The sequence below is a fragment of the Dactylosporangium sp. NPDC051541 genome, assembly GCF_044454505.1.
Lineage (GTDB): Bacteria > Actinomycetota > Actinomycetes > Mycobacteriales > Micromonosporaceae > Dactylosporangium.
In genome coordinates this window covers 767155-790254 of the sequence record NZ_JBITDU010000003.1, presented here as the reverse complement: position 1 = coordinate 790254, position 23100 = coordinate 767155, and the positions used below count along the sequence as shown (strand labels likewise).

28 protein-coding genes are annotated in these 23100 nt (G+C 71.9%); 12 read left to right on the top strand and 16 right to left on the bottom strand.

Annotation, left to right across the window (positions count from 1 at the left end):
* Positions 1–124: 124 nt before the first annotated feature.
* Positions 125–568, bottom strand: a complete 444-nt coding sequence (locus ACIA8L_RS17840; protein WP_395905587.1) for a MarR family winged helix-turn-helix transcriptional regulator — start codon at positions 566–568, stop codon at positions 125–127.
* 58 nt (positions 569–626) lie between these two features.
* Here ACIA8L_RS17840 and ACIA8L_RS17835 point away from each other — a divergent pair, with 58 nt between their 5' ends.
* The gene (locus ACIA8L_RS17835; RefSeq protein WP_395905585.1) at positions 627–1085 is read left to right on the top strand and encodes a MarR family winged helix-turn-helix transcriptional regulator; all 459 of its coding nucleotides are present in this window, start codon (positions 627–629) and stop codon (positions 1083–1085) included.
* Positions 1082–1609: a hypothetical protein gene (locus tag ACIA8L_RS17830; protein WP_395905583.1), complete on the top strand. Its 528-nt coding sequence runs from the start codon at positions 1082–1084 to the stop codon at positions 1607–1609. The genes ACIA8L_RS17835 and ACIA8L_RS17830 overlap by 4 nt, the downstream gene beginning before the upstream one ends.
* Before the next feature lie 60 nt (positions 1610–1669).
* Here the strand turns inward: ACIA8L_RS17830 and ACIA8L_RS17825 are convergent, their stop codons facing one another.
* The 3 genes from ACIA8L_RS17825 to ACIA8L_RS17815 all read right to left on the bottom strand — a co-directional run bounded on the left by ACIA8L_RS17825 (position 1670) and on the right by ACIA8L_RS17815 (position 2922).
* Positions 1670–1879: a hypothetical protein gene (locus ACIA8L_RS17825; protein ID WP_395905581.1), complete on the bottom strand. Its 210-nt coding sequence runs from the start codon at positions 1877–1879 to the stop codon at positions 1670–1672.
* Between the two features lie 184 nt (positions 1880–2063).
* The gene (locus ACIA8L_RS17820) at positions 2064–2258 is read right to left on the bottom strand and encodes a hypothetical protein (RefSeq protein ID WP_395905579.1); all 195 of its coding nucleotides are present in this window, start codon (positions 2256–2258) and stop codon (positions 2064–2066) included.
* A gap of 37 nt (positions 2259–2295) precedes the next feature.
* Complete coding sequence (locus tag ACIA8L_RS17815) at positions 2296–2922, bottom strand: dihydrofolate reductase family protein (protein WP_395905577.1); 627 nt, start codon at positions 2920–2922, stop codon at positions 2296–2298.
* Between the two features lie 325 nt (positions 2923–3247).
* On the opposite strand from ACIA8L_RS17815, the gene ACIA8L_RS17810 reads away from it, so the two are divergent.
* Entirely contained in the window at positions 3248–3595 is a 348-nt protein-coding gene (locus tag ACIA8L_RS17810) for an ankyrin repeat domain-containing protein (RefSeq protein ID WP_395906318.1), read from the top strand.
* 112 nt (positions 3596–3707) lie between these two features.
* Here the strand turns inward: ACIA8L_RS17810 and ACIA8L_RS17805 are convergent, their stop codons facing one another.
* Together ACIA8L_RS17805 and pta are read right to left on the bottom strand one after the other, a co-directional pair.
* Positions 3708–4058 (bottom strand): VOC family protein, encoded by a 351-nt coding sequence (locus tag ACIA8L_RS17805; RefSeq protein WP_395905575.1) that lies wholly within the window; start codon positions 4056–4058, stop codon positions 3708–3710.
* Between the two features lie 247 nt (positions 4059–4305).
* Positions 4306–6342 (bottom strand): phosphate acetyltransferase, encoded by a 2037-nt coding sequence (pta, locus tag ACIA8L_RS17800; RefSeq protein WP_395905573.1) that lies wholly within the window; start codon positions 6340–6342, stop codon positions 4306–4308.
* An 18-nt stretch (positions 6343–6360) separates the two neighbouring features.
* On the opposite strand from pta, the gene ACIA8L_RS17795 reads away from it, so the two are divergent.
* The gene (locus ACIA8L_RS17795) at positions 6361–7464 is read left to right on the top strand and encodes an acetate/propionate family kinase (RefSeq protein WP_395905571.1); all 1104 of its coding nucleotides are present in this window, start codon (positions 6361–6363) and stop codon (positions 7462–7464) included.
* Here the strand turns inward: ACIA8L_RS17795 and ACIA8L_RS17790 are convergent.
* On the bottom strand, positions 7461–9071 hold the full coding sequence (locus ACIA8L_RS17790) for a hypothetical protein (RefSeq protein ID WP_395905569.1): 1611 nt from the start codon (positions 9069–9071) through the stop codon (positions 7461–7463). The two genes, ACIA8L_RS17795 and ACIA8L_RS17790, sit on opposite strands and share 4 nt — an antisense overlap.
* Complete coding sequence (locus tag ACIA8L_RS17785; protein WP_395905567.1) at positions 9072–9821, bottom strand: SGNH/GDSL hydrolase family protein; 750 nt, start codon at positions 9819–9821, stop codon at positions 9072–9074. It lies immediately after the preceding gene.
* A gap of 155 nt (positions 9822–9976) precedes the next feature.
* Between ACIA8L_RS17785 and ACIA8L_RS17780 the strand changes: the two genes are divergently transcribed.
* Complete coding sequence (locus tag ACIA8L_RS17780; RefSeq protein ID WP_395905565.1) at positions 9977–10585, top strand: hypothetical protein; 609 nt, start codon at positions 9977–9979, stop codon at positions 10583–10585.
* Positions 10586–10606: 21 nt separating this feature from the next.
* Here ACIA8L_RS17780 and ACIA8L_RS17775 read toward each other — a convergent pair whose 3' ends face one another.
* The 3 genes from ACIA8L_RS17775 to ACIA8L_RS17765 form a co-directional block, all read right to left on the bottom strand.
* Complete coding sequence (locus ACIA8L_RS17775; RefSeq protein WP_395905563.1) at positions 10607–10759, bottom strand: hypothetical protein; 153 nt, start codon at positions 10757–10759, stop codon at positions 10607–10609.
* Positions 10760–10846: 87 nt separating this feature from the next.
* On the bottom strand, positions 10847–11440 hold the full coding sequence (locus tag ACIA8L_RS17770; protein WP_395905561.1) for a DUF305 domain-containing protein: 594 nt from the start codon (positions 11438–11440) through the stop codon (positions 10847–10849).
* A complete protein-coding gene (locus ACIA8L_RS17765) occupies positions 11437–12234 on the bottom strand; it encodes a lytic polysaccharide monooxygenase (protein WP_395905559.1) in 798 nt (265 codons plus the stop codon). Before ACIA8L_RS17765 ends, ACIA8L_RS17770 begins: the two co-directional genes overlap by 4 nt.
* Positions 12235–12404: 170 nt before the next feature.
* On the opposite strand from ACIA8L_RS17765, the gene ACIA8L_RS17760 reads away from it, so the two are divergent.
* Together ACIA8L_RS17760 and ACIA8L_RS17755 are read left to right on the top strand one after the other, a co-directional pair.
* A complete protein-coding gene (locus ACIA8L_RS17760) occupies positions 12405–13604 on the top strand; it encodes an MFS transporter (RefSeq protein ID WP_395905557.1) in 1200 nt (399 codons plus the stop codon).
* Positions 13601–14143, top strand: coding sequence for a TIGR03086 family metal-binding protein (locus ACIA8L_RS17755; protein WP_395905555.1), 543 nt, complete (start codon positions 13601–13603; stop codon positions 14141–14143). The genes ACIA8L_RS17760 and ACIA8L_RS17755 overlap by 4 nt, the downstream gene beginning before the upstream one ends.
* Here the strand turns inward: ACIA8L_RS17755 and ACIA8L_RS17750 are convergent.
* On the bottom strand, positions 14140–14685 hold the full coding sequence (locus tag ACIA8L_RS17750) for a MarR family winged helix-turn-helix transcriptional regulator (RefSeq protein WP_395905553.1): 546 nt from the start codon (positions 14683–14685) through the stop codon (positions 14140–14142). The two genes, ACIA8L_RS17755 and ACIA8L_RS17750, sit on opposite strands and share 4 nt — an antisense overlap.
* 105 nt (positions 14686–14790) lie before the next feature.
* Between ACIA8L_RS17750 and ACIA8L_RS17745 the strand changes: the two genes are divergently transcribed.
* A complete protein-coding gene (locus ACIA8L_RS17745) occupies positions 14791–15438 on the top strand; it encodes an FMN-dependent NADH-azoreductase (RefSeq protein WP_395905552.1) in 648 nt (215 codons plus the stop codon).
* A 24-nt stretch (positions 15439–15462) separates the two neighbouring features.
* On the opposite strand, the gene ACIA8L_RS17740 is transcribed toward ACIA8L_RS17745, so the two are convergent.
* Positions 15463–15867 (bottom strand): MerR family transcriptional regulator, encoded by a 405-nt coding sequence (locus ACIA8L_RS17740; protein ID WP_395905551.1) that lies wholly within the window; start codon positions 15865–15867, stop codon positions 15463–15465.
* Positions 15868–15906: 39 nt separating this feature from the next.
* Here ACIA8L_RS17740 and ACIA8L_RS17735 point away from each other — a divergent pair, with 39 nt between their 5' ends.
* The gene (locus tag ACIA8L_RS17735; protein ID WP_395905549.1) at positions 15907–16578 is read left to right on the top strand and encodes a sporulation protein; all 672 of its coding nucleotides are present in this window, start codon (positions 15907–15909) and stop codon (positions 16576–16578) included.
* A 134-nt stretch (positions 16579–16712) separates the two neighbouring features.
* Positions 16713–17414: a bifunctional nuclease domain-containing protein gene (locus ACIA8L_RS17730; RefSeq protein ID WP_395905547.1), complete on the top strand. Its 702-nt coding sequence runs from the start codon at positions 16713–16715 to the stop codon at positions 17412–17414.
* 9 nt (positions 17415–17423) lie between these two features.
* On the opposite strand, the gene ACIA8L_RS17725 is transcribed toward ACIA8L_RS17730, so the two are convergent.
* On the bottom strand, positions 17424–18866 hold the full coding sequence (locus ACIA8L_RS17725) for an SDR family NAD(P)-dependent oxidoreductase (protein WP_395905545.1): 1443 nt from the start codon (positions 18864–18866) through the stop codon (positions 17424–17426).
* A gap of 196 nt (positions 18867–19062) precedes the next feature.
* Here ACIA8L_RS17725 and ACIA8L_RS17720 point away from each other — a divergent pair, with 196 nt between their 5' ends.
* On the top strand, positions 19063–19806 hold the full coding sequence (locus tag ACIA8L_RS17720) for a DUF6597 domain-containing transcriptional factor (RefSeq protein WP_395905543.1): 744 nt from the start codon (positions 19063–19065) through the stop codon (positions 19804–19806).
* A 20-nt stretch (positions 19807–19826) separates the two neighbouring features.
* The gene (locus tag ACIA8L_RS17715) at positions 19827–20561 is read left to right on the top strand and encodes a M23 family metallopeptidase (protein WP_395905541.1); all 735 of its coding nucleotides are present in this window, start codon (positions 19827–19829) and stop codon (positions 20559–20561) included.
* A 4-nt stretch (positions 20562–20565) separates the two neighbouring features.
* Here ACIA8L_RS17715 and ACIA8L_RS17710 read toward each other — a convergent pair whose 3' ends face one another.
* Together ACIA8L_RS17710 and ACIA8L_RS17705 are read right to left on the bottom strand one after the other, a co-directional pair.
* On the bottom strand, positions 20566–21210 hold the full coding sequence (locus ACIA8L_RS17710; RefSeq protein WP_395905540.1) for a response regulator transcription factor: 645 nt from the start codon (positions 21208–21210) through the stop codon (positions 20566–20568).
* The gene (locus ACIA8L_RS17705; RefSeq protein ID WP_395905538.1) at positions 21201–23036 is read right to left on the bottom strand and encodes a sensor histidine kinase; all 1836 of its coding nucleotides are present in this window, start codon (positions 23034–23036) and stop codon (positions 21201–21203) included. Before ACIA8L_RS17705 ends, ACIA8L_RS17710 begins: the two co-directional genes overlap by 10 nt.
* Between the last annotated feature and the right edge of the window lie 64 nt (positions 23037–23100).

The following is a 23100-nucleotide window of genomic DNA, read 5'->3' as shown; positions in this document are numbered from 1 at the left end:
AGGCTTCGCCTCCACCCGCACCCCCGCACGATCGCCGCCTTCGGCGCCGGGCCGGATTGGATCGCCCTCAGAGCGCACCGAGCCGCATCACCACCGCCGATGAGCGGGCGCCCGCTCGTCGCCGTCAATGGGTGGCATCGGGTTGCAGTAGCCGGGTCAGCGTCTGTCGTAGGTGTTCGATGTTGTCGCGGCCCACGATGTCTCCCCAGGCTTCCTCGACCCGCTCGCCGGCCGTGCGTGAGGCCGGCAGAAGTGCGCGGCCCTTATCGGTAAGGAAGATCAAACTGGCTCGCCCGTCGCTGGGATTGGGGCGCCGTGCCACGTAGCCCGAGGCGGTTAACAGCTCGACTGAGTTTGCCATCGACTGTTTGCGCACCCTGGCCAGTTGCGCCAGCTCACCGATCTGGATGCCTTGCGGCGGGACGAACGGAATGACGTTCGCGTGCGCAGGGGTGAGACCCGAGACCCCATGAGCCTGCAGTGCGGCGTCCATGTCGGTTCCCCACTGCTGCGCGGCGAGGCGGAGCAAGAGTCCGATGAGGGGCACAGCGGCTTCATCCACCGACACAATTGACAGCCTTCTGTCTAGTTTGTAAGTTGGACAGGCGCCTGTCCAACCCTGGAGGATGATGATGACACACGCAAGCAGCCTGCCCTTCGGTACGGCACTCGCGCTCGCCCAACGCGTTCTGACCGCGTCGCTCTCGGCGGCACTCGATACCGAAAACGTGACCATGCCGCAGTGGTTCACCCTCAACGCGCTCGGATTGCGTGGCTCGACCTCGACTCAGGTTCTGTCGAACCTGCTCGCCACCAATGGTCTGGACCCGGCAGCTGTCCAGGAACTCCTGACCACCCTGGACCGCGCGGGACTCGTCGAGGTGCGTGACGGCGTCGTATTGCTGACCACCGCCGGCGCCGCTCGACACGCCGGGCTGCGGGACCGGATCGACCTGGTCACAAGCCGCATCTTCGAACGATTCGACGAGGCCCGCGTCGAGATAGCTCGCAGCCTGCTGCAAGAGATCGCCGAGACCGATCCCGAGCAGCTCACCCACCGGTCCGCCCAAGCCGGTCGTCCGTGACGGGCCGGATCCGCCTCGCAGACGCGGGCACGATCGACGGGAACCCGGCGACCACCACGACACCACGCACCCGCACGGTGATCGCCGGTGTCGCGGGCGGGCTCGCGTTCATCGTCAGCAACGTGCTGACGTTCGGAGTGCTCGGCGGTTCCCGGCGCGGCCAGCAAGGGCTGTTGTTCGATCCGGACACACAGCACCCGAAGGTCATCACCGTATGGAAGACGCTCGAACCGCTCCCACGCATCATCGAAACACCGGCCCTCATCCTCGCCGGCCTGCTCATGTTCGGCATCGGCTACGCATTCCTGTACCGATCGATCGCCACCGCATGGCAGCGGGGCCTGCATCGGCATTCCCTGCGACTCGCGATCATCGTGTGGCTCGCCACCGCGTTCGCCGAGTTCATGGGACCGTTCAACGTACTGCACGAACCCGCCCCGCTCGCCGCCCTCAGCCTGGGTTTCTGGGCCTTTTCGGCCCTCGCCGAGACATATGTTCTCGTCCTCGTGACCCGCCGGTACTGAGTCCGACGTCATCGAGCACGCCGAGCGGGCACAGTCCTGACCGACGTGCGCCGGCTCGGCCTACACGCGGCCACCACGACGGAGTTTGCGCATCAGCATCGACCACACGCCGGCACCGGCTCCCGGATTGCCGGTGATCACTGTCACGCCCGCGCCCAGCGCCGTAGCTCGAACGCACGCGGCGCAGACGTTCCGGCCGAGGATGCTCTTCTGCAAGGGTTCCTTGACCCGACGTTCACAGCTCTCACACCGGTAGCTGGAAAGCCCCATCACCGCACCTCCAGTGCACGCCTGGCCAAGAACGCCGGGCACCGTCCGTGAACCTACGAGCAGGCGACGAGACGTCGAGATCGGACCACCCGAGGTCGCACGGTCAGCGTAACGTGCCTCGTCAATGCGCACGTGCCGCGATCCGCGCCTCTGCAGACCGTGGTGGCCAAGCCGGCGGGTCATGTCAGGTGCCTTTCGCGCCGATGCGGGTCAGGTGGATGCCGAGCTGGTCGGCCTGGCGTTCTGCGGGGGTTCGTTGCTCGTCGAGCCACAGGTGCAGGACGTCGAGGGCGCCGGGCCGCAAGCTCACGGTGCGGACGCGTCCATGCTCGTGCGACGTGACCAGTCCCGCGTTCTCCAGGACGCGCAGGTGCGGCATAAGCGACGGCAAGGCTATCGCGAACGGCGCAGCGAGTTCAGAAACGACGGCCGGGGATTTCGGGGGCCCGGTCGTGGTTGATGGTGTAGTGGAGGTGCAGCACGCGGTCGCCTTGGACGATCATGTCCGGGTCGTTGAGCGGGACGGTGCCGGTGTGGCTGCCGAAGAACCGTTTGCCCGCGCCCAGGACCACCGGGACGACGTCCATCGCGACTTCGTCGACGAGGGCGGCCGAGAATGCTTGCCCGCCGACGTCGCCGGCGGTCACGCAGACCAGGCCGGCACCGGCGATCTCCTTGGCCAGCGCGATGGCGGCCTCCACCGAGCCGGCGGTGCGGAACGGTGCGTCGGGGAACCGGGCGAGCCACTCGGCGGGCAGCGGCCGGTGCGTGACGACGATGACGACGTCCCCGGCGGCGGGCACACCCGCCCAGCCGTCGGTGATGTCGAACAGGTGACGGCCGATGACGGTGACCTTCACCGCGTCCCAGAAGGGCCGCACGTAGTCGGCGGAGGCGCGGCTGACGCTGAACGCCCACTGACCGTTGGCCTGGATCGTGACGTCACCGTTGCCGTACCAGTCGAACAGCGGCCCGACCGCGTCGTCCGGATAGGCGATGTAGCCGTCCACCGAAACCACGGCCTGCAGGACTACTTTGGCCATCTCATTCGCTCCTTCACTTGCCGGCCGGCCCGGCTCCTCAGGACCGGCAGCGGTCGTTCCCGGGAGACGTCGGAGCCGCTCATCGTTTCCGGACACGTCCACGATCCGGGCCTCATGCTCCCCGGCGCAGAAGGACCCGACCAGGCGATGCCACACACTCGACGCGGTCGTGATCGCCGTGGGTGCCAGGCGGGCGGGCGGACGCGCCGGTCTTGCTCGGTTTTCCGTCAGCGATCTGTGCGTTCGGCCGGTTCCGTGGCCCAGGGGTGGGTAAAGGCCCAGCGTGGCGGAACTGGATGAGGAGACGATCGCGTTCGCGCATCGGATGTTTGACCTGGCGCGCTCCGGTGGCACGGACGAGCTCGTCGGCAATGTCGTGGCGGGGCTGCCGGTCAATCTCACCAATGACAAGGGTGACACGCTGTTGATTCTCGCGGCGTACCACGATCATCCGGAGACGGTGGCGGCGCTGCTGGAGCAGGGGGCGGACCCCGACCGGGTCAACGATCGGGGGCAGTCGGCGCTCGCGGCGGCGGTCTTCCGGCAGAACGTCGAGACGGTCGGGGCCCTGCTCGCGGCCGGGGCGGACCCCGGCGGTGGCGCGCCCTCGGCGGTGGCCACCGCGGAGTTCTTCAAGCTTCCGGCCATGGCGGCCCTGCTACGCGGCGCGTAGCCGCGCCGGCCTCCGTCGGCGTGGCCCACCAGCAGCGCTCGGACGACTCGCCGCGTCAAGCCGCGCCGGCCCGCCGCGCGTCGAACCGCGCGGGCCCGCGGTGTCGGCGGGGTCAGTTGTACTCGAGGCAGAAGGGGTGGCCGGCCGGGTCGGAGTAGACGCGGAAGCCGGACTCCTTCGTCGAGAGCAGCTGCGCGCCCATCCGCAGGACCTTGGCCTCGGCGGCGTCGATGTCGTCGACCCAGATGTCGAGGTGGAGCTGCTGGGGGTAGTTGGGGTCGGGCCACTGCGGCGGGATGTGGTTGGGGGCGTGCTGGAAGCTGATCCGGCTGGCGCCGTCGCCGATGTCGATCCAGTCGCCGTCGACCTTGGTTATGGGCAGGTCGAGCAGCTCCGAATAGAACCGCGCGAGGGTGTGCGGGTCGGACGTGTCGAGCACCACTGCCGAAAGACGAGCAATCATCCCCCCATCGTGCCCCATGGGTACGACAAAAAACCGCCCAAAGGGCCGCACCGAGGTCGCGCCAGAGGCCGCACGGCCGAGGCCTAGGTCCTATTTCAGAAGTGGGGTAGGTGCGAGGCGGAGTCCAGATTTCGTCTGCGTGCGCAGCGCGGGAGGTCGGATACCGGGGTTGTATCCGGCCTTTCGCGATGTGTGCGCAGGCGGGATCTGGGCCCGCCGCAGCCCTGCCTCATTTCTGAAACAGGACCTAAGCGCCCTGGGACTGGATCGCGGTGATGGCGACCGTGTTGACGATGTCCTTCACCGTGGCGCCGCGGGACAGGTCGTTGACCGGCTTGCGCAGGCCCTGCATGACCGGGCCGACGGCGACCGCGCCGGCCGAGCGCTGGACCGCCTTGTACGTGTTGTTGCCCGTGTTGAGGTCCGGGAACACGAAGACCGTGGCCTGCCCGGCGACCGGGCTGCCGGGCAGTTTCGTGGCGGCGACGGCCGGGTCGATGGCCGCGTCGTACTGGATCGGGCCCTCCACCGGCAGGTCGGGGCGGCGGGATCGGACGATCGCGGTCGCCTCGGCCACCTTCGTGACGTCGGCGCCGGAGCCCGAGGTGCCGGTCGAGTAGGACAGCATTGCCACGCGCGGGGTGACGCCGAAGCGGGCGGCCGTGTCGGCCGAGGACAGGGCGATGTCGGCGAGCTGCCCGGCGTCGGGGTCGGGGTTGACCGCGCAGTCGCCGTAGACGAGGACCCGGTCGGGCAGCAGCATGAAGAAGACGCTGGAGGCGACGCTCAGGCCCGGGACCGTCTTGATGATCTCGAAGGCAGGCCGGATCGTCGCCGCCGTCGTGTGCGTGGCCCCGGAGACCATGCCGTCGGCGTGGCCGAGCTGCACCATGAGGGTGCCGAAGTAGGACACGTCGGCGACGACGTCGTGGGCGAGGTCGAACGTGACGCCCTTGTGGGCCCGCAGGTCGCGGTAGGTGGCCGCGAACTCGTCGCGCAGCGGGCTGCTGACCGGGTCCACGATGGAGGCCGCCCCGAGGTCGAGGCTCAGGTCCCTCGCCTTGGCCCGGATCACGGCGGGATCACCCAGCAGAACCAGATCGGCAACGCCGCGGCGCAGCAGGATGTCGGCCGCCCGCAGAATGCGTTCCTCGGTACCTTCCGGCAGTACCAATCGCCGCCGGTCGGCCCGGGCCCGGTCGATCAGGTCGTATTCGAACATCAGCGGCGTGACCCGGGACGAGGCGGTCAGCTCCAGCACGTCGGCCAGGGCCGTCGTGTCCACATTGGACTCGAACGCGCCCAGAGCGGCCTCGACCTTGCGGGGGTTGGCCGTGCTGAGGCGGTGCTCCATGCGGGTCGACGACGCGATGGTGTCGTAGCTGGCCCGGGGCACCGACAGCACGGCGAGGCCCGGGTTGAGCCGCTCGAAGAGCGACAGCGCGGCCGGGTCGGGCGCGATGCCGAGGGTGAGCACGATCCCGGCCAGGGGCACCAGGCCCGACGCGTGCGCCGCCCCCGCGGCCACGAGCAGGTCGGCCCGGTCGCCGGGGGTGATGAGCAGGCAGTCGGGCGTCAGGTGGGACAGGACCGCCGGCACCTGCGCGGCCCCGACGACGTAGTCGAGGACGTCGCGGCCCAGGGCGGTGTCCCGGTCCGCGCCGGCCGTGACGACGCTGGCGCCGAGCTGGGCGGCGACTTCGGCCACGGTGGGGGCCCCGATCGTGGGGACCTCCGGAATCACGAAACAGGGCACGGGGAGTTTTGGCGGCGGTACCGAATCCGGCGTCTTGTTCACAACGACGGCGGCGACCGTCGCGTCCAGGTCGGCCAGGGCGTGGTAGGCCTGCCGGGCCATTGACTCCAATGTGGACTCGTCGGCCCCGGTGCCGTTGACGACGGAGACGACGACCGCGCCGAACTCGTTGGCCAGCCGGGCGTTGAAGGCGAGATCGTCGTCGATGTCGGTGCCGATGACGACGACCGCCTCGTGGTGCTGGGACACCGTCCGGAAGTGCTCGACGACCTGGCTGACGAGCTCCTCGGACCGGCCTGCGGCGAGCATCGCCGACGCCTCCGGATAGGTCACCCCGTAGAGCCGTTCGTCGCCGATGTCGTATCGCGAACGCAGCAACTCCAGCAGAACGTCCTCCGACGCCGGGGCGACGGGCCGGAAAACACCGATCCGCGGCACCTTACGGGACAGCAGTTCGGCGAGTCCGAGGGCGACGGCCGACTTGCCGGAGTCGGGTCCGTGCTCGACCAGGTACACGATGCGGGCCACAGCGTTAGTCTGCCTGGCATGATCCTGGTGCTCAACAGCGGCTCGTCGTCGGTGAAGTTTCGTGTCGTGGATCTCGGCGATCCGGGCGCGGGTCAGCGCGGCCTGATTGAAAAGATCGGAGAGCCGGGCGGGGTACCCGACCACGCCGCCGCGCTCGAACAGGTGCTCGACGGGCTCGGTGCAGTGCCGATCGAGGCGGTCGGGCACCGGATCGTGCACGGCGGGTCGCGGTTCAACGCGCCGGCGGTCGTCGACGACGCGGTCCTCGAGACGCTGCGGGACCTCGTGCCCCTGGCGCCCCTGCACAACCCCGGCGGCATCACCGGCATCGAGGCGGCCCGGGCCAAGCTGCCCGACGTGCCCCACGTCGCCGTCTTCGACACGGCGTTCCACGCGACGATCCCGCCGGCCGCGGCCACGTACGCCATCGATCGGGCGCTGGCCCGGCAGTACGATATCCGCCGCTTCGGTTTTCATGGAACCTCGTGCGGCTATGTGGCCGGCCGCGCCGCCACCCTGCTCGACCGGCCCCTCGAAGACCTCAACTGCATCGTCCTGCACCTGGGCAACGGCGCCAGCGCCACCGCCGTGCGCGGCGGGCGCAGCGTCGACACGTCCATGGGGCTGACACCCCTGGAAGGCCTGGTCATGGGTACCCGCTCGGGCGACCTGGACCCGGCCGTCCCCGCCTACCTGAACCGGGTCGCGGGGATGGACTTCGCCGCCGTCGACGACACGCTCCAGCGCCACGCCGGCCTCCTCGGCCTCGCCGGCGTCAACGACATGCGGACCGTCCTGGAGCGCCGCGACGCCGGTGACGAGGCCGCGGCCCTGGCGTTCGACGTGTACTGCCACCGGATCCGCAAGTACGTCGGCGCCTTCCACGCCGTCCTGGGCCGCCTCGACGCGATCGTCTTCACGGCCGGCGTGGGCGAGCACGCGCCCGCGGTACGAGCCGAGTCCCTGTCCGGTCTGGAGACCTGGGGCATCGCCGTCGACCCGGCCCGCAACGCGGCGAACGAGCGCGTCATCAGCCCGGACGGCGCGCGGGTCGCGGTCTGCGTGGTCCCCACGGACGAGGAGCACGCGATCGCCGAGCAGACCGCCGAGCTCGTCCTCTAGAAACAGACCCCGGCCAGGCGGACGGCACCGTCGAGGTCGCCGTTGCGGGCCAGGGCCGCGGTGGCGTGGCGGGCGACGGCGTGCGCGCTCGCCGCGTCCGGTGCGGCGGCCAGGGCGAGCCCGAGCAGTGCGAGGTCGTCACCGGCGGCGGCCGCGAGGCCGGTCGCGGCCTTCGCCCGGTGCTCGTCGTCCGGCAGCGCGGCCAGGGCGGCGGCCAGGGGCCCGGCCGGAATCGCCGGCAGCAACTGCCGCATCCGGCGGCCCGCCGTGCCCGACGCCGGGCTGGACAGCAGGCGGGCGGCGGCGCGGGCGTAGGACTCGGGGCGGGCCGCGGGCCACCCGGCGGCCACGGTGGCCGCCACGACCACCGGCGACTGCCAGATCCAGGAGGTCGGGTCGCCGGAGTCGGGGTGGGCACCGGCGAGGGCGAACCCGGCGGCGACCATCTCCCGCGGCTGCCCCCGCAGGCGCACGAGCCACCGCTCGGCGTGGACGGCGAGGAGCTCGGCGCGCAGGGCGGCGTCGGCGGCCGAGTAGAGCACCATGAGCGCCTCCGTGGCCAGGCCGACCAGGTCCTGGGTGGTGACCTCGGCCGACAGCAGGGTCGCCAGCAGCGTGCGGATGCGCTCCTCGGTGAGCTCGGCCGGGTCGAGGTCGCGCAGCATGCGCCCGACCAGCAGCGCCGGGCCGTAGCCGACGTACTTGCTGCCCCGCATCTCGGCGAGCGTGGCGAAGGCGTCGTCGATGCGGCCGTAGCCGAGCTGGATGCCGCCGAGGCGCTCCTGCCAGCGCTGCTTGTCGGGGGTTTTCTGGCTCACCTTCGGGCACTTGCGGAACGCGGCGATGACCCGGTCGGCGGCGTCGGGGCCGGTCGCGTCGGCCAGCCGCAGAAGGGCGTCCTGGCGGGCCTTGACACCCAGGCGGGCGGCCAGCTTCAGGGCGTCGCCGACGTTGCCGTGCGCGCCGAGGGCTTCGACGAGGGCCGGGCCGTCGTGGTCGGCGACCCGGCCGCAGCGGGCGTCGATCGCGGCGAGTCCGAGCGGGGCGAGCTGCCGGGCGGCGGCCGCGAGGCTCGGCGTGTCGCCGGAGGGGCTCGCGGCCAGGACGGCCGCCCAGCGGTCGACGGGTTCGGCGGCGTCGGAGGGGTACACCCCGGAAAAAGCGGCGATGGTGGCGGAGATCCGGACGCTGCGGGCGAGCACCTCCGGGGCCCGGGCGTCGGCCCGGATCGGCTCCAGCACGGCGCGCAGCACTACGTCCTCGGCGTCGGCGAGCCCGGCCACCGCCGGGGCCAGGGCCGCGGCGACATGGTCCTCATATCGGTCGCCGCTGCTGCTCGGCCACCGGTCCAGCAGCTTCCCGGAGCCCAGGATCGCCTGGAGGGCCCGCTCCGGACCGAGGCTCCTGAGCACCCGCGCCCCGTCGTCCGCGAACGACCGGTGCAGGCAGCCGACCAGCTCCGCGAGAGTCAGCTCGGCGGCGCCCGCGGTGTCGCCGGCGTCGAAGCGCGCCGCCAGCCAGCGCATCCGGGGCTCGGGGTCGTGGCTCGGCGCGGGCGGCTCCGGGAACGCCGCAAGCGTCGCGAGGGCGGCGTCGGCGGTCAGCACTTAAGCGCCTACGGCTGTCCAGGCGGGGTATTTCGGGGCGCGGCCGTCGCCGGACGAGCGGCCGCGCAGGCGGCGGGTCACCCAGGGCAGGACGTGCTCGCGGTAGTACTTCGCCTCGGCGAGCAGGCCGCGGCTCGGCGCCGAGCCCGGGTCGACCTGGTGCGCCGCCGTCGGGTAGCCCAGTGCGGTCAGGACGAGGCCGGCGACCCGCTGGTGGCCGTTGGCGTTGAGGTGGAGGCGGTCGCCGGACCAGTAGGGCGCGCGGCGGATCTCCTGGTCGCCGAAGACGTTCACGAAGAGCGCGTCGTACTTGCCGGCGAGCTCCGTGACGGCCGCCGACAGCATCGCCCCTTTGCGCTGGATGACGTGCCCGAACGGCAGATGCTCGGACGGGTCGGCCCCGCTGAGCAGCAGCATCCGTACCCCCGCCGCATTGGTTTTGCGCAGTGCGACCTCGGTCAGCTCCAGCAGCCGGTCCATGTCGGTCCCGCGCCGCATCATGTCGTTGCCACCGCCGTTGAGCGACAGCATCGTCGGTGCCGGGTCCAGACCCAGGGCGACGTCGAGCTGCTCGTCGAGGATCGGCCCGAGCAGCCGCCCGCGGATGGCGAGGTTGGCGTATTGCACCGGCTCCCCGGTCGCCGCCGCGACCCCGGCCGCGACGAGGTCGGCCCAGCCGCGCGGGGTGCCGTCCGCCCGCTCGTCGCCCATACCCTCGGTGAAACTGTCCCCGATCGCCACGTACCGCACGCCACCATCATGCCCGTGTGCCGCCCGCCACACTGCCCCGCCCCGGCCGGCACCGTCGGGAAGCCGACCCGGCGTGGCAACGGAACGCGAAGGAACGCCTCCGCATATGGCGTGCCGCAGCGGTGCGCGGACGATCCCGGAGAGGTGCTGAAACCATGCCCAAAGACATCGCCGTGGTGTCGTACGACCTCGACCCGACGTCGGCCCTGACCACGGACGCGGTCGTGGTCCGTGACGTGCTCAACGCGGCCGGGTACTCGGCGCAGCTGGTGCACCAGTGGGCGTTCAACGAGCCGGACCGGTCCACGTTCAAGCCCGCCGCCGCGTGGGAGCGGTACGACGGCGTGGTGATCTGCAACTTCTACGGCGCCTGGAACGTCCGCGAGCTCGTCCGGGCCGCGCGGCCGGCGATCGTGCTCAACGTCGGCTACGCCGACGACTTCGGCATCGGCGAGACCCAGCAGGAGCACACCGCCGAGGACGTCTTCACCGTCACCGACCCGGCCCATCCGATCACGTCCGGGGCGGGCCTGCCGGCGGGCACGTTCAACGCGGGCGCCCCGGTGTTCTTCGACTCGGTGTCGACGCTGAACCACCACGTCGACGTCCTCGTCACCAGCCTGGCCAACCAGGCCGTGCTGACCGCCCACAAGACCGAGCCGCTGACGTACTTCGCCTGGTACCGCCTGTCCGCCGCACCCGCCTCGAGCCCGCTGCGCACGCTGCTCGTGCAGGCCGCGAACTGGACCTTCGCCGGCCCCTGATCGGGCCGGCGAAGGGCGGCGTCAGCGGCTCGGCTGGCCGGTGCCGGGGCACTCGCCGGCGCCCGGGCCGGAGCCGTCGGGCTGGTGGGCCGGGGTCGGGGAGCCGGCGTTCACGTGGACGCGGGCGCCGCACTTCGGGCAGCGGCTGATGGCCTGCGTGGCGGTTGACGACATGGCGGTGCACCTCCGATGTTCAGGCAGAAGCCGGACCCAGGAGTGATTCCCCAGGTCCGGCCCGGCCGAACATCGGATCTCTATGCGTCACCCCGCGGCCAGGGCCAGCATCTGCTTGATCTGCTGCGTGCGCGACAGCTGGACCCGCTCCGCCAGCTGCTTCACCGTCACGTTCTGACCCGTCGTGGCCAGCTGCTGGGCCAGTTCGACGGCGTTGTGCTGGTGCGCGATCAGCAGGTTGAGGAACTTCGTCTCGAAGTCGGCGCCGGTGGCGTCCTGCAGCGCCTTGATCTCCTCCGGGCCGGTGGCCGGGCGGCCGCCGTGGGCCGCGTGCAGCGCCGGGTCCGTGATCTCGGTCGGCGGGACGTTCCAGGCCTGCAGCCAGCGCTGCATCGACCGGACCTCCTCGGCCTCCACCACATCGATGGCGCCGGCCATGTCGACGACCTCCTCGCGGACGGCCTTCTGCTGGCCCAGCTTCAGCATCTGCCGGCCCTGCTGCTGGTGCGCGATCATCATCTGCAGGAACATCACGTCGAAGTCGTTGTGCGGGCCGGCCGCGGTCACGGCGTCCGCCGGCGCGATGCCCTGGCTCGCCGTCAGCGGCGGGATGGGCTCCGACGGCTTGCCGCAGGCCGCGAGCGAGAGCAGCAGCACGGCGGCGATCAGGACGCGTCTCATACCGGCAGCCACAGCGCGAGGGTGTAGATGGGCTCCCACGTGAAGATCGAACGATGCGATTGGCGGCATTGGTACCGCTTCCCGTCATACGTCACCACATCGCCCACGTGATACAGCGTGTCCGCGGCCCAGGCGGTGCCCGAAACCGGCGGCGGCGCGGTGGTCGTGGACGTCGTCGGCGCCTTGGTCGGACTCTTCGTGGGGGCGACCGTCTTGGTCGGCGTTGGCGTCGCGGTCTTCGTCGCCGTCGGCGTCGGGGTCGGCGTGGAGCCGCCGCCGCCCGAGCCGCCGATCTGCAGGTCGACGCAGCTGTAGAACGCGTTCACGGTGTCCGCGATGTTCCAGACGGCGAGGACCTTCTGCCGGCCGGTGAAGCCGGACAGGTTCACCTGGTGCGAGACGGTGGCGTTGGGCTGCTTGCCGCCGTCGTTGAACGAGGCGATCTGCTTCGAGCCGATGTAGTACTCCCAGGTGCTGGTCGCGTGCCGAGCCGTCAGCACCCAGTTGAACGTCACCGACGAGCCGACCGACGTCGCCGGCCAGTTGCGGCTGTCGTCGTTGAGCACGGCGAACCGCGTGTTGCCGCCGTCGCAGCTCTTGAGGCCTTTCGGCCCTTCGACGCTCTGCGGTTCATACTGGATGGCGCCACAGTCGGCGACCTTGCCCTGCGCGCACAGCGCCTGCCGGCTCGGCGGCGAGGACACATATCCGTGGGCCGACGCCGGGTCGCCGAAGATGAGCGAACCGGCCGCGGCACCGAGGGCGACCAGCGGGTACAGGACCGTTCTGCGCATTGTCGGCAACCATTCTCTCGGGTAGTCAGAAACGTATCCGAGCGCCGCTTAACGAGTTCTCTCGCAATTTGCAAATCCGCCCTAACGCCTCTTTATGCCCTCGTTAATGCGTGTGGCCGCCCGGCCCCGCGCGGCGGCGGGAGCGGGCGGGGGCTGGCATGATCACCGGCATGTCCATCTCCGCGGTGTTGCGGGCGGCGCAGGTCGCGCGGGTGTTGGCGGCCAGTTGTGTCGGGCGGCTGCCGCTCGGGGCGGCGCCCGTGGCCCTGCTGCTGTACGCGCGGGAAAGTGTGTCCATCGCGGCCGCTGGGCTGCTGGTCGGGGTCTACACGGCCGGGCTCGCGGTCGGTGGGCCGGTCCTGGCGCGGATCGCGGACCGGTTTCGGCAGCCGCCGGTCATGCTGGGCGGGGCCGCGCTGTCCACGCTCGGGTTCATCGTGCTCGTGCAGGGTGTCCCGCTCTGGGGCGCCGCCATCGCCGTGTTGTTCGCGGGGCTCGGGGCGCCGCCGTTCGAGGCCGGGCTGCGGGTGCTGTGGCGGGACCTGCTCAGGGAGGATCAGGTCCAGACGGCCTACACGCTGGACATCGCGGTGCAGGAGCTCATCTTCATCTTCGGGCCGCTGGTCGCCGGGCTCGCGGTCGCGGCCGGGGGTGGGGCGGCCGGCGTGTACGTCACCGCGGCCCTGCAGCTGCTCGGGACCGTCTGGTTCGTGACGACGCCGGTCGTGCGGGGGTGGCGGGGTGAGCGGGCCGAGCGGCACTGGGCGGGAGCGTTGCAGTCGAGGGCGCTGCGGCTGCTGCTGACGGCGGTGGTGCTGGTCGGGGCCGGGGTCGGGTCGCTGCCGGTAGCGATGCTGGACTACGCCGAGTCGGTCGGGCACCGGTCGTTCTCCAGCTGGCTGCTGGCCGCGCAGGCGTTCGGCGCGCTGATCGGCGGGCTGGCCAACACCCGGCTGAACATTGACGCGCGTCGGTTGCCGTGGTTGGGCCTGCTGCTGGGGCTGGGATATGTCCCGCTGCTGCTCACGCCCGGCAATGCGGTGCTGATGCTGCCGCTCGCCGTGCTGTGCGGACTCTGCCTGCCGGTCCTGCTGACCGCCGCTTTCCTCACCGTGGATCGCGTGGCCCCGGCCGGTACCGCCGCCGAAGCTTTTGCCTGGGTCGCCACCGCATTCTCGGTCGGGGCGGCGGTGGGCGCGGCGGTCGACGGCGCGATCCTCGACGCGGTCACGTCCACGCGCGCCGGTTTTGTCCTGTCGCCGGTCGTCATCCTGCTGGCGGTGCCGTGGCTGCGACCGGTGGCCCGGCACGCGCCTGGCGGAAAAGTCCAAGACTCCGGGGGTACTGACACGAAACCCTCGCAGGCATGAAGAACCACGTGCTCCTGCCGGCCGCCGCGCCGACCACCCTCGCCGTCGTCGACCTCGTGCAGCCCGGCGACCTGGATCGACCCACGCCGTGCGCCGAGTGGACCGTGCGCGAACTCGCCTCGCACCTGCTGGAGTGGGGCCCTTCGCTGGAGGGTGCGGCCCGCAAGGAGTCGGTGCCGCCCGGTGCGGTGACGGAGGACCTCCACGCGCAGTTCGAGCGCCTCACCGCGGCCTGGTCGGCGCCGGAGGCCTGGGTGGGCGGCACGGTCATGGCCGGGATGGAGCTGCCCGCGGACCTGGTCGGCGGGATGGTGCTCGGCGAGTTCGTGCTGCACGGGTGGGATCTCGCCCGGGCGCTCGACGTGCCGATCGCGTTCACCGACGACGTGCTGCGCCTCATGTACGACGAGGTGGCCCGCTCCGCCGAGCAGGGCCGCGCGATGGGCGTCTACGGCCCCGAGGTCGTCGTGCCCGCGGACGCGCCCGGGCTCGACCGCGTGCTTGGCCTGAGCGGCCGAGACCCCGGCTGGAAGCCCTAGGGCGTCGCGCGGCGGCGGCGGGGGCGTGGGGTCGGGTCGGCGCCGGTCACCTGCTCGACCACGGAGCAGGCGTCGTGCAGCGGGTCCTGGGCGTCGATGTTGACGGCGACCGTGCGCAGCATCGTGCGGAACTGGGCGCGGTCGTCGTCGGTGAGGGCGCCGAGGACCCGGTCTTCGATGTGGGCGAGTTTGCGCTGCAGCGCGCAGAGGGTCGCGCGGCCGGCGTCGGTGGCCAGGATGTGGCGGGCGCGGCGGTCGGCGGGGTCGGGGCGGCGTTCGATGAGGCCGGCCTTCTCGAGGTCGTCGAGCAGGTAGGTCATGACGGTCCGGTCGATGCCGAGCTTGTTGGCCAGGGCCAGCTGGGTGGTGGCCGCGCCGTCGGCGGCCGAGGTGAGGACCTGGTAGCCGCGCGGACCGCCGGGCACGTCGGCGATCACCGACTGGGCCCCTTTGGCGTAGCCGCGCAGGAGCACGCCGAGCGCCCAGCCGAGGTCGGCCTGGAGCTCGGTGTGGTCGACGTGGGTGTGCGCCGCCTGCGTCATGACAGCAATGATAAGCAGCTCACTCACTCTTGCCACCAGATGTTCTGCGATGCAGACTTTCTCCGTAGCCGCGCAACCTCGTGCGGCGTCCTGTGGAGGTCTGCCATGCACCTGTTCCGTCTTGACGCGAGCGTCCGCACGACCGGGTCCGTGAGCCGCGCGCTCGCCGACACCGCCGAGCAGGCCTGGCTCGCCGAGCACCCGGGCGCGACCGTCACCCGCCGCGACATCGGCCTCGAGCCACTCCCGGCCGAACTGTGGGCGAAGGCGGCCCGGGCGGCCGGCGAACCGGGTGCGCCCGCCGCTCCGGAGGCGCTGGAGCTGACCGAGCGACTGTCCGCGGAGCTGCTGGAGGCCGACGCGTACATCTTCGCGGTGCCGCTCTACAACTGGGGCGTGCCCGCGAGCTTCAAGACCTGGATCGACCTGGTCCTGCTCAACCAGGACTTCGGCGGCTACGGGAGCCGGCCCCTGGCCGGGCGGCCGGCCGTGCTCGCGATGAGCCGCGGCGGTGGCTACGGCGAGGGCACGCCCAAGTTCGGCTGGGACCACAACAGCCCGTACATCGTGCGGGTGCTCGCCGACGTGCTGCACCTCGACGTCCACGTGGCCGAGGCCGAGCTGACCCTGGCCGCGGTGACGCCGGCGATGGAGCCGCTGCGCGGGCTCGCCGCGGACCTGCTGAAGACCGGCCACGAGACCGCCGCCGGCCACGGCCGCCAGGTGGCACAGAAGGTGCGGGCCGGCGTTTAGGCCCTGTCCTGGGCCCCGTCCGGCCTAGCCGAGCGGGGGCAGGTTCTGGGTCAGCTCGATGGCCGTGTGCACCAGCGACTGGAGCCGCGCCGTGAGGGCGAGCAGGAGCTGGTGCGCGGCCGGGCCCGCGTTGGAGGCGGCCTCGCGCAGGGTCTCGATGTCGCCCTGCACCTGGCTGAGCTGCCCGGTGAGGTCGGCGACGCCCGCGCCGCGCTCCAGGGCCTCGGCCATGTCGGCCAGGCTGACGCCGTTGGCCTCGAGAGCCTTGATGGCGGCGATACGCTCGATGCAGGAGGCGTCGTAGAGCCGGAAGTTGCCGGCCGTCCGCTCCGTCGACTCGATCAGCCCGAGGCCGGTGTAGAAGTCGACGGTGCGGGTCGACACGCCAGAGAGATTGGCGAGCTCCCCGATCCGCAGCAGCTTTGACACAGACCCAACCCTACAGTGCCGCGTGCTAGTGTGCCCGCCATGGTCTTCCGGAACCTGCGCCGCGCCGCTCTGGGCGTGGGCGGTCCGGCCGTCGACACCGTACTCGACAATCCTGAGAGCTTCCCGAATGCGGCGATCACCGGTGTCGTCCGGCTGACCGGCGGCGAGCGCGACGTCGAGATCGAGCGGATCGTGCTGACGCTGGTGACCCGGGACGGCGTCGCGGCCCGCGAGCTCGGCCGCCAGGAGCTGACCGGCGACTTCCGGCTGGCCGCGGCGACCACCCGCGAGCTGCCGCTCGAGCTCCAGGTCCCGCTCGCGACCCCGATCACGCACGTCTACGGCGAGCGGGTCCCGGGTCTGGCCGTCGGGGTGCGCACCGAGCTCGAGGTCGCCTTCGCTCACGACCCCGGTGACATGGACTTCGTCGCCATCCACCCGCTGCCGGCCGAGGCCGCCGCCCTCGAGGCGCTCAAGACCCTCGGGTTCCGGTTGCACTCGGCCGACGTGTCGCAGGTGTTCGAGTTCTGGGTCGCTCCGCAGTACCAGGACATCGCCACCGAGGTCGCTGTCGGCTTCACGACCGGAGCCGATTTTGTCGAGCTCCGCGTAAACCAAATGGCTGGTACCCGCTACAACCGGGACGAAAAGGTCGACTGGACGGCCGAGGTCGACCACCTGATGCGACGATTGCCGCTCCGGCCGCGATGAAATCGTCAAACTTCGGGCAGATCCGGCGATAGACGTCCACCTGACCGGCCCAGGGCCCCGATCGCCCGGCACGGTACCGTTAGGCGCACAGGGGTTGACAGCCGTCGACTACGGAGTGACGCGGGAGGCGGGGCATGCGAGAGCTCGTCGTGGTGGGTGTGCGTGCGCAGACCTGGCAAAGCCGTCCCGTGGTCCTGCTCAAGGACGAACCAACGGGGCGCCACCTGCAGCTGCCCGTCGAGGGCGGCCCGCGGAGCATGGACGAACCGATCAGCGCCGAGCTGTTCCAGCGGGCGCTGACGGCACTGAACGCCCCGCTGCGGGCGATCGAGGTCGTCGCCGCGCACGGGCCGTTCCAGCTGGTGCTCGGCCCGGGCATCCGGGTGCCGGCGGCCCCGCTGGAGGCGATCGCCCTCGCCCGGCACTGGGGCGTGCCCATCCTGACGACCGAAGAGCTGCTCAACGCCGCCTCCGTGCAGGCGCCCGAGGGTCCGACGCAGCCGCTCGACCTGACCGCGCACATGGAGAAGCTGCCGTCCGGCCGGGCCACGCTGCTGATCCGCAAGGGCGCCGAGGCCGGGGCCGAGTTCGCCCTCGACGGTGACGTCGTGCACTGCGGCCGCGACTCGGCCAACCAGATCGTGCTCGACGACAACACCGTCTCGCGCAAGCACGTCGAGTTTCACCGCAACAGCGGCGGCTTCGGCTACTCGATGCTGGACCTGGGCAGCCTCAACGGCACCTACGTCAACGGCGAGCGGGTCAAGAGCGCCAACCTGAACGACGGCGACGAGGTCCAGGTCGGCAAGTTCATGCTCATGTACCAGCTCCGGTAGCTCCTACCTTCACCAGGCGGACGGCTCGAAGTCCTTCAGGAAGCAGCCGTACAGGTCCTCGCCGCGCTCGCCGCGGACGATCGGGTCGTAGACGCGGGCCGCCCCGTCGGAGAGATCCAGCGGGGCGTGGAACCCCTCCTCGTGCAGGCGCATCTTCTGCGGGTGGGGCCGCTCGTCGGTGATCCAGCCGGTGTCGACCGCGGTCATCAGGATGCCGTCGGTCAGCATCTCCTCGGCCGACGTGCGGGTCAGCATGTTGAGCGCGGCCTTCGCCATGTTGGTGTGCGGGTGCCCGGGGCCCTTGTACCGGCGGCTGAACTGGCCCTCCATGGCGGAGACGTTCACGACGTACTTGCGCCGGGCGGTGGAGCGCTTCATGGCCGAGCGCAGCCGCGAGACCAGGATGAACGGCGCGGTCGCGTTGCACAGCTGCACCTCGAGCAGCTCGACCGGGTCGACCTCCTCGACCGTCTGCACCCAGCTGTTGGTGTGCGCGAGGTCGGGGACCAGGCCGCCGGCGTCGATGGCGGCGAGCGCCGCGACCTTCTCCGCCGTCGTGTTGCGGCTGGTGAGCGACATCGCCGAGAGGACCTCGGGCGTGATCAGCGACGGGGTGCGGGCGGCCTCGAGGATCAGGTTCTCCTCGGCTTTGTGGAACGTCACCACCTCGGGCATCGGCCCGTCCAGCACGAGCGGCGCCGACTCGGCCGCGACCAGGTGGGCGTAGGAGCCGGCGGCCCGCTTCACCGTCTGGGCGGCGTTGTTGATCAGGATGTCGAGCGGGCCCTGGGCGACCATGTCGTCGGCGAGGGCCACCACCTGACCCGGGTCCCGCAGGTCGATGCCGACGATCCGCAGCCGGTGCAGCCAGTCGGCGCTGTCGGGCATCGACGCGAACCGGCGCACGGCGTCGTTAGGGAACCGGGTGGTGATGGTGGTGTGGGCGCCGTCGCGCAGCAGCCGCAGCGCGATGTACATGCCGATCTTGGCGCGGCCGCCGGTGAGCAGGGCCCGCCGCCCGGTCAGGTCGGTGCGCTGGTCGCGGCGCTCCCGGTTGAGCTTCGCGCAGCGCGGGCAGAGCTGGTGGTAGAACGCGTCGACGTCGACGTAGCGGTCCTTGCACGTGTAGCAGGACCGGGCCCGCCGCAGCGTCCCCGCGCTCGCCCCGTCGGTCGGCGACACCAGGGGGATGCCCTGCGTCTCGTCGTCGATGCGGCCGGGCGCGCCGGTGGCGGTGGCCGCGGTCACCTGGCGGTCGGCCTCGGTGACGGCGGCCCGGCGCTCGCTGCGCCGCTGCCGCTTGACGTGCTTGTAGAGGTGCGAGGTGGCGCGGCGGACCCGCTGCACGTCGGGGTGCTCGGGTGGCAGGTCCTGCAGCTCCTCGAACACGGCCAGGCAGATGGCCAGCCGTTCGGGGTCGATACCGTCGATTGCGGGGTCGTGCGCGGTCACGGAGGGAACTGTACAGAAACGGGTCCGGTCGGCGCCGTTGCCGACCGGACCCGCCGCTCCGCGGCCTCCACCGTCCCCCGTTATCGCGGTGGCACCGCGTCGTTCTCGTGACCGGATCAGTAAAACCCAACATCTCGCTCAATTCGGACAAATCGCGACGACAGTCCCCCATCGGTGGCGTGGCATCATCCGGTGCATGCGCGACCGACGCTCGCTGGCCGGGGCCTGGGCCTCGTTCCAGAGCCACGGGTTCGCCGAGCCCGCGCCCGCGCTGCGCCCCCTGGTGTCGCGCTACTGGTGGGCCCGCTGGGACCTGCGCGGCCAGCCGGACTACGTGCAGCTGATGGTGCCGTACCCGAACGTCCAGCTGACGTTCACGGACGGCACCGGCTGGGTCCGGGGCGTGAGCCGGGGCCGGGTGACGCGCACGCTGTCCGGCCGGGACTCGGTCCTCGGCGTGGCCTTCCGGCCGGGCGTCTTCCGCCGGTTCCTGGGCGCGCCGGTCGACTCGATCACCGACCTGTCGGTGCCGGCGGCCAGCATCTTCGCCGCACTGCCCGTACCCGAGTCCACGGCCGCCCTGGATACCCTTTTGTCGAGCTTTATCGGACATGAGGACCCCGTCGGCGACGAAGTGGCCGGCTGGGTCGACGACATCACCGCGACCCGCGAACTGCGGCGGGTTGACCAGCTGACCAGCCGGTACAACGTCAGCGAACGCCACCTGCAGCGACTCTTCGCCGAGCACGTCGGCGTCGGCCCGAAGTGGGTGCTGCGCCGGTTCCGCCTCCACGAGGTCACCGAGCGCCTGGCCACCCGTTCGGCCGTCGACTGGGCGGTACTCGCGGCCGACCTCGGCTACGCCGATCAGGCCCACTTGACCCGCGACTTCACCAACATGTTCGGTGAGCCGCCAACCAGGTACGCCGCCCGCTACTGACCGGCGTAGGGTGGCGGGCGATGTCCGCGATGCGTGTGAGTCTCCTCGGGTTCGCGCTCCTGGCCACCCTCGCGGCGGCCGGCTGCGGCGACGGCTCGGCCCCCGCGGCCCAGGCCCCGGCCCCGCAGACCTCCCAGGGCCGCCAGGTCCAGAGCACCGACCCGTCGGCCGCCGGTCCGGACAACGCCGCCGGCCTGGCCCCGGGCACCTCCGCCGCGGCCGCGCCCGCCGGGACCGCGAAGCACGCCTTCCCGCTGCAGGGCAAGGGGTCCTACTCGCACGACCACCACGACTACCCGGCGAGCGACATCATCGCCAACTGCGGCCTCAACGCCCTCTCCCCCGTGGACGGCACCGTCCTGGAGGTCCAGAAGACCGACACCTGGACCGCGAAGGTCAACGAGGGCTCCTCCCGCGGCGGCCTGTCCGTGTCGATCCTCGGCGACGACGGCGCCCGCTACTACATGTCCCACTTCGCGTCGATCGACGACGGCATCGCGGCCGGCACCAAGGTCGCGGCCGGCCAGCCGGTGGCGAAGGTCGGCCGGACCGGCGACGCGAGCGCCTGCCACATCCACTTCGGCCTCTCCCCCGCCTGCGCGAAGACCGGCGACTGGTGGACCCGCCGCGGCGTGATCTGGCCGTGGTCCTACCTGGACGCGTGGAAGGCCGGCAAGGAGAAGTCCCCGGTCGCCGAGCTGCAGACCTGGCAGAACAAGAACGGCTGCCCGGCCAAGGCGACGGTCGACGGCTAGGAGTTCAAGCCCTGAGGAAGGCCAGGACGGCCCGGACCCGGCGGTGCTCGCGGTCGTCCGGCTGCAGGTCCAGCTTCAGGAAGATCGCGCGGACGTGCGCCTCGACCGTCTTCAGGGCCAGCCGGAGCTCGGCCGCGACGGCGGCGTTGGACCGGCCCTGCGCCATCAGCGCGAGGACCGACCGCTCCCGTTCGGTGAGCGCCTGCAACGGATCGTGTTCCCGGCGGCGGGCGACCAGGCGGGTCACCAGCTCCGGATCGATGACGGTCGCACCGGCGGCAACCTTGCGGATGTCCCCGCCGAACGCGGCCAGGTCCGAAACCCGGTCCTTGAGCAGGTAGCCGACGCCGCCGTCGAACTCGGTCAGCAGCCGCAGCGCGTGATGCACCTCCACATACTGCGAGAGCAGCAGCAGCCCGACCCGCGGCGCGAACGCCCGGATCGCCGCGGCCGCCTCGATGCCCTCGGCCGAGAACGACGGCGGCATCCGCAGGTCCAGCACGGCGGCGTCGGGCGGGTCGGCCCGGACCTGGTGCAGCAGTTCGACGCCGTTCGCGGCCACCGCCGTCACCGCGAACCCGGCCTCGGTCAGGATGCGGGCCATGCCCTCCCGGAACAGCAGCCCGTCGTCGGCCAGCATCACGCGCATGGGATCACCGTCCGCAGGGTCGTCCCGGCCGCCGAGCTCTCCACGGCCAGGCGGGCGCCGAGCATGGTGAGCCGGTCCGCGAGGCCTTCCAGGCCGCCGCCGGGCGACAGGGCAGTACCCCCGCCGCCGTTGTCGACGACTGCGAGGTCGAGGCCGTCGTCGGTCAGGGCGCAGCAGACCTCGACGAGGGTCGCCCCGGAGTGCTTCGCGGCGTTCGTCAGCGCCTCGCTGACCAGGAAGTAGGCCGTCGACTCGACCTCGGCCGGGGGCCGGCGCCCGACGTGCACCCGCACCCGCACCGGGATCGGCGAGCGGTCGGCCAGAAACCCGAGCGCGGCCTCGAGCCCGTCCTGGGTCAGGACCGCGGGGTGGATGCCGCGGGCCGTCTCCCGCAGCTCGGCGGTCGCCCGCAGCAGCTCGGCCCGCACCGCCTCGGCCCGCTCGGCCAGCTCCGGCCGCCCCGCCGCGAGGCGAATGAGCCCGCCCAGCTCCAGGGCCACCGTGACGAGCCGCTGCTGGGCCCCGTCGTGCAGGTCGCGCTCGAGTCGCCGCCGGGCCTCGTCCCCGGCCGCCACGAGGCGCTGGGCCGAGGCCTGCAGGGCCAGGATCAGCCCGGCCTGCGCGGCGAGGTCGACGACGAGCCGCCGCTCGGCCGCGCTGAGCCGCTCCCCCGGCGCCTTGTGCACGGTCAGCGCGCCCAGGTGCTGCCCGTTGTGCACGATCGGGAACCCGGGCTCGGGCGGCTCCGCGGTGGCCGGCCACAGCACGACCTCGCGGGCCCCGACCGCCTCCGCGATCGTCGTGCAGAGCCCGGCGGCGCTGGCCGACGCCGACATCCGGGCCAGCGACTCGTACGGGGTGGCCCGGTGCCCGTGTACCAGCCGGTCGGCCCACCGCTGCGCGAGCCGCCGGACCGGCTCGAACGCGACCGCGACGGCGGCCACGGCGAGCAGCGCGAGCACCGTCTGATGCCCGCCGAGCAGGGTCCCGACCCCGACGACGATCGCCGCGTACCCGGCCGTGACCAGCCCCGCGAGCACGCCGAAGACCAGGGCCTTGTTGATGACCGGGTCGAGGTCGTACAGCCGATGGCGCAGGATCTCCGCCCCCGCCGCCAGCGCGACCAGCGGCGCCATCAACGTCCCCGGCACCGGCGTGCCCCACCCGGCGACGCCGACGACCATCCCGAGCGCGGTCAGCGCGACCACCGCCACGAACCCGCGGATCTGCCGGGCCTCGTCCCCCTCGGCCCGGCGGAGCCGGAGGATCACGCAAACCGCCCACACGACCTGGATCGCCGGATACAGCACGGCCCGCCCGACGGTGAAGACCGCCATCGCGCCCTCGCGCCCCGGCAGGTCGATCGGGTGCTGGTTCAAACCGATCCGGGTGTACTCCACGGGCCACAGGGCCGACACCACGGCGAGCCCGGCGGCGCCGCCCGTGAGCCCGGCGACGATCGCCGTCCAGCCCCGCCCCGGCAGCCGCCCGTCGGGAAAGCCCATGATGGTGACCCCGACGAGCACCAGGACCAGCGGCAACGGCCACACCCCGAGCCAGCCGACCCAGGCCGCGCCGGGCAGCGACCGCTCGTAGAGCCCGTACTGGCGCCCGAAGTACATGACGGCATGGGCCGCCCCGGTCGCCACGAACAGCCACCCCTCGCGATGCCCCGGCAGCCGCCGCACCACATACAGCCCGACCGCCGTGAACGACACCGCGATGAGCCCGTTGTGCAGGTTGCCGACGTGGAGGCCGAGAACCGCTCCCCCGGCGACCAGCAGCGCCACCACCACCCCGGTGACCGCCGCCAAGACCCTGCCCATCCCGCCATGCTCGCACCGCGTCCCGCCGTCCGGAACAGTGCAGACCCTCAGACGACGGCCGGGC

Excerpts from the sequence above, each read along its gene's own strand:
- ACIA8L_RS17835 (WP_395905585.1), top strand. The coding sequence starts at position 627 with ATGATGATGACACACGCAAGCAGCCTGCCCTTCGGTACGGCACTCGCG.
- ACIA8L_RS17825 (WP_395905581.1), bottom strand. The coding sequence starts at position 1,879 with ATGGGGCTTTCCAGCTACCGGTGTGAGAGCTGTGAACGTCGGGTCAAG.
- ACIA8L_RS17820 (WP_395905579.1), bottom strand. The coding sequence starts at position 2,258 with ATGCCGCACCTGCGCGTCCTGGAGAACGCGGGACTGGTCACGTCGCAC.
- ACIA8L_RS17815 (WP_395905577.1), bottom strand. The coding sequence starts at position 2,922 with ATGGCCAAAGTAGTCCTGCAGGCCGTGGTTTCGGTGGACGGCTACATC.
- ACIA8L_RS17810 (WP_395906318.1), top strand. The coding sequence starts at position 3,248 with ATGTTTGACCTGGCGCGCTCCGGTGGCACGGACGAGCTCGTCGGCAAT.
- ACIA8L_RS17805 (WP_395905575.1), bottom strand. The coding sequence starts at position 4,058 with ATGATTGCTCGTCTTTCGGCAGTGGTGCTCGACACGTCCGACCCGCAC.
- ACIA8L_RS17795 (WP_395905571.1), top strand. The coding sequence starts at position 6,361 with ATGATCCTGGTGCTCAACAGCGGCTCGTCGTCGGTGAAGTTTCGTGTC.
- ACIA8L_RS17780 (WP_395905565.1), top strand. The coding sequence starts at position 9,977 with ATGCCCAAAGACATCGCCGTGGTGTCGTACGACCTCGACCCGACGTCG.
- ACIA8L_RS17775 (WP_395905563.1), bottom strand. The coding sequence starts at position 10,759 with ATGTCGTCAACCGCCACGCAGGCCATCAGCCGCTGCCCGAAGTGCGGC.
- ACIA8L_RS17770 (WP_395905561.1), bottom strand. The coding sequence starts at position 11,440 with ATGAGACGCGTCCTGATCGCCGCCGTGCTGCTGCTCTCGCTCGCGGCC.
- ACIA8L_RS17765 (WP_395905559.1), bottom strand. The coding sequence starts at position 12,234 with ATGCGCAGAACGGTCCTGTACCCGCTGGTCGCCCTCGGTGCCGCGGCC.
- ACIA8L_RS17760 (WP_395905557.1), top strand. The coding sequence starts at position 12,405 with ATGTCCATCTCCGCGGTGTTGCGGGCGGCGCAGGTCGCGCGGGTGTTG.
- ACIA8L_RS17755 (WP_395905555.1), top strand. The coding sequence starts at position 13,601 with ATGAAGAACCACGTGCTCCTGCCGGCCGCCGCGCCGACCACCCTCGCC.
- ACIA8L_RS17750 (WP_395905553.1), bottom strand. The coding sequence starts at position 14,685 with ATGACGCAGGCGGCGCACACCCACGTCGACCACACCGAGCTCCAGGCC.
- ACIA8L_RS17745 (WP_395905552.1), top strand. The coding sequence starts at position 14,791 with ATGCACCTGTTCCGTCTTGACGCGAGCGTCCGCACGACCGGGTCCGTG.
- ACIA8L_RS17735 (WP_395905549.1), top strand. The coding sequence starts at position 15,907 with ATGGTCTTCCGGAACCTGCGCCGCGCCGCTCTGGGCGTGGGCGGTCCG.
- ACIA8L_RS17730 (WP_395905547.1), top strand. The coding sequence starts at position 16,713 with ATGCGAGAGCTCGTCGTGGTGGGTGTGCGTGCGCAGACCTGGCAAAGC.
- ACIA8L_RS17720 (WP_395905543.1), top strand. The coding sequence starts at position 19,063 with ATGCGCGACCGACGCTCGCTGGCCGGGGCCTGGGCCTCGTTCCAGAGC.
- ACIA8L_RS17715 (WP_395905541.1), top strand. The coding sequence starts at position 19,827 with ATGTCCGCGATGCGTGTGAGTCTCCTCGGGTTCGCGCTCCTGGCCACC.
- ACIA8L_RS17710 (WP_395905540.1), bottom strand. The coding sequence starts at position 21,210 with ATGCGCGTGATGCTGGCCGACGACGGGCTGCTGTTCCGGGAGGGCATG.
- ACIA8L_RS17705 (WP_395905538.1), bottom strand. The coding sequence starts at position 23,036 with ATGGGCAGGGTCTTGGCGGCGGTCACCGGGGTGGTGGTGGCGCTGCTG.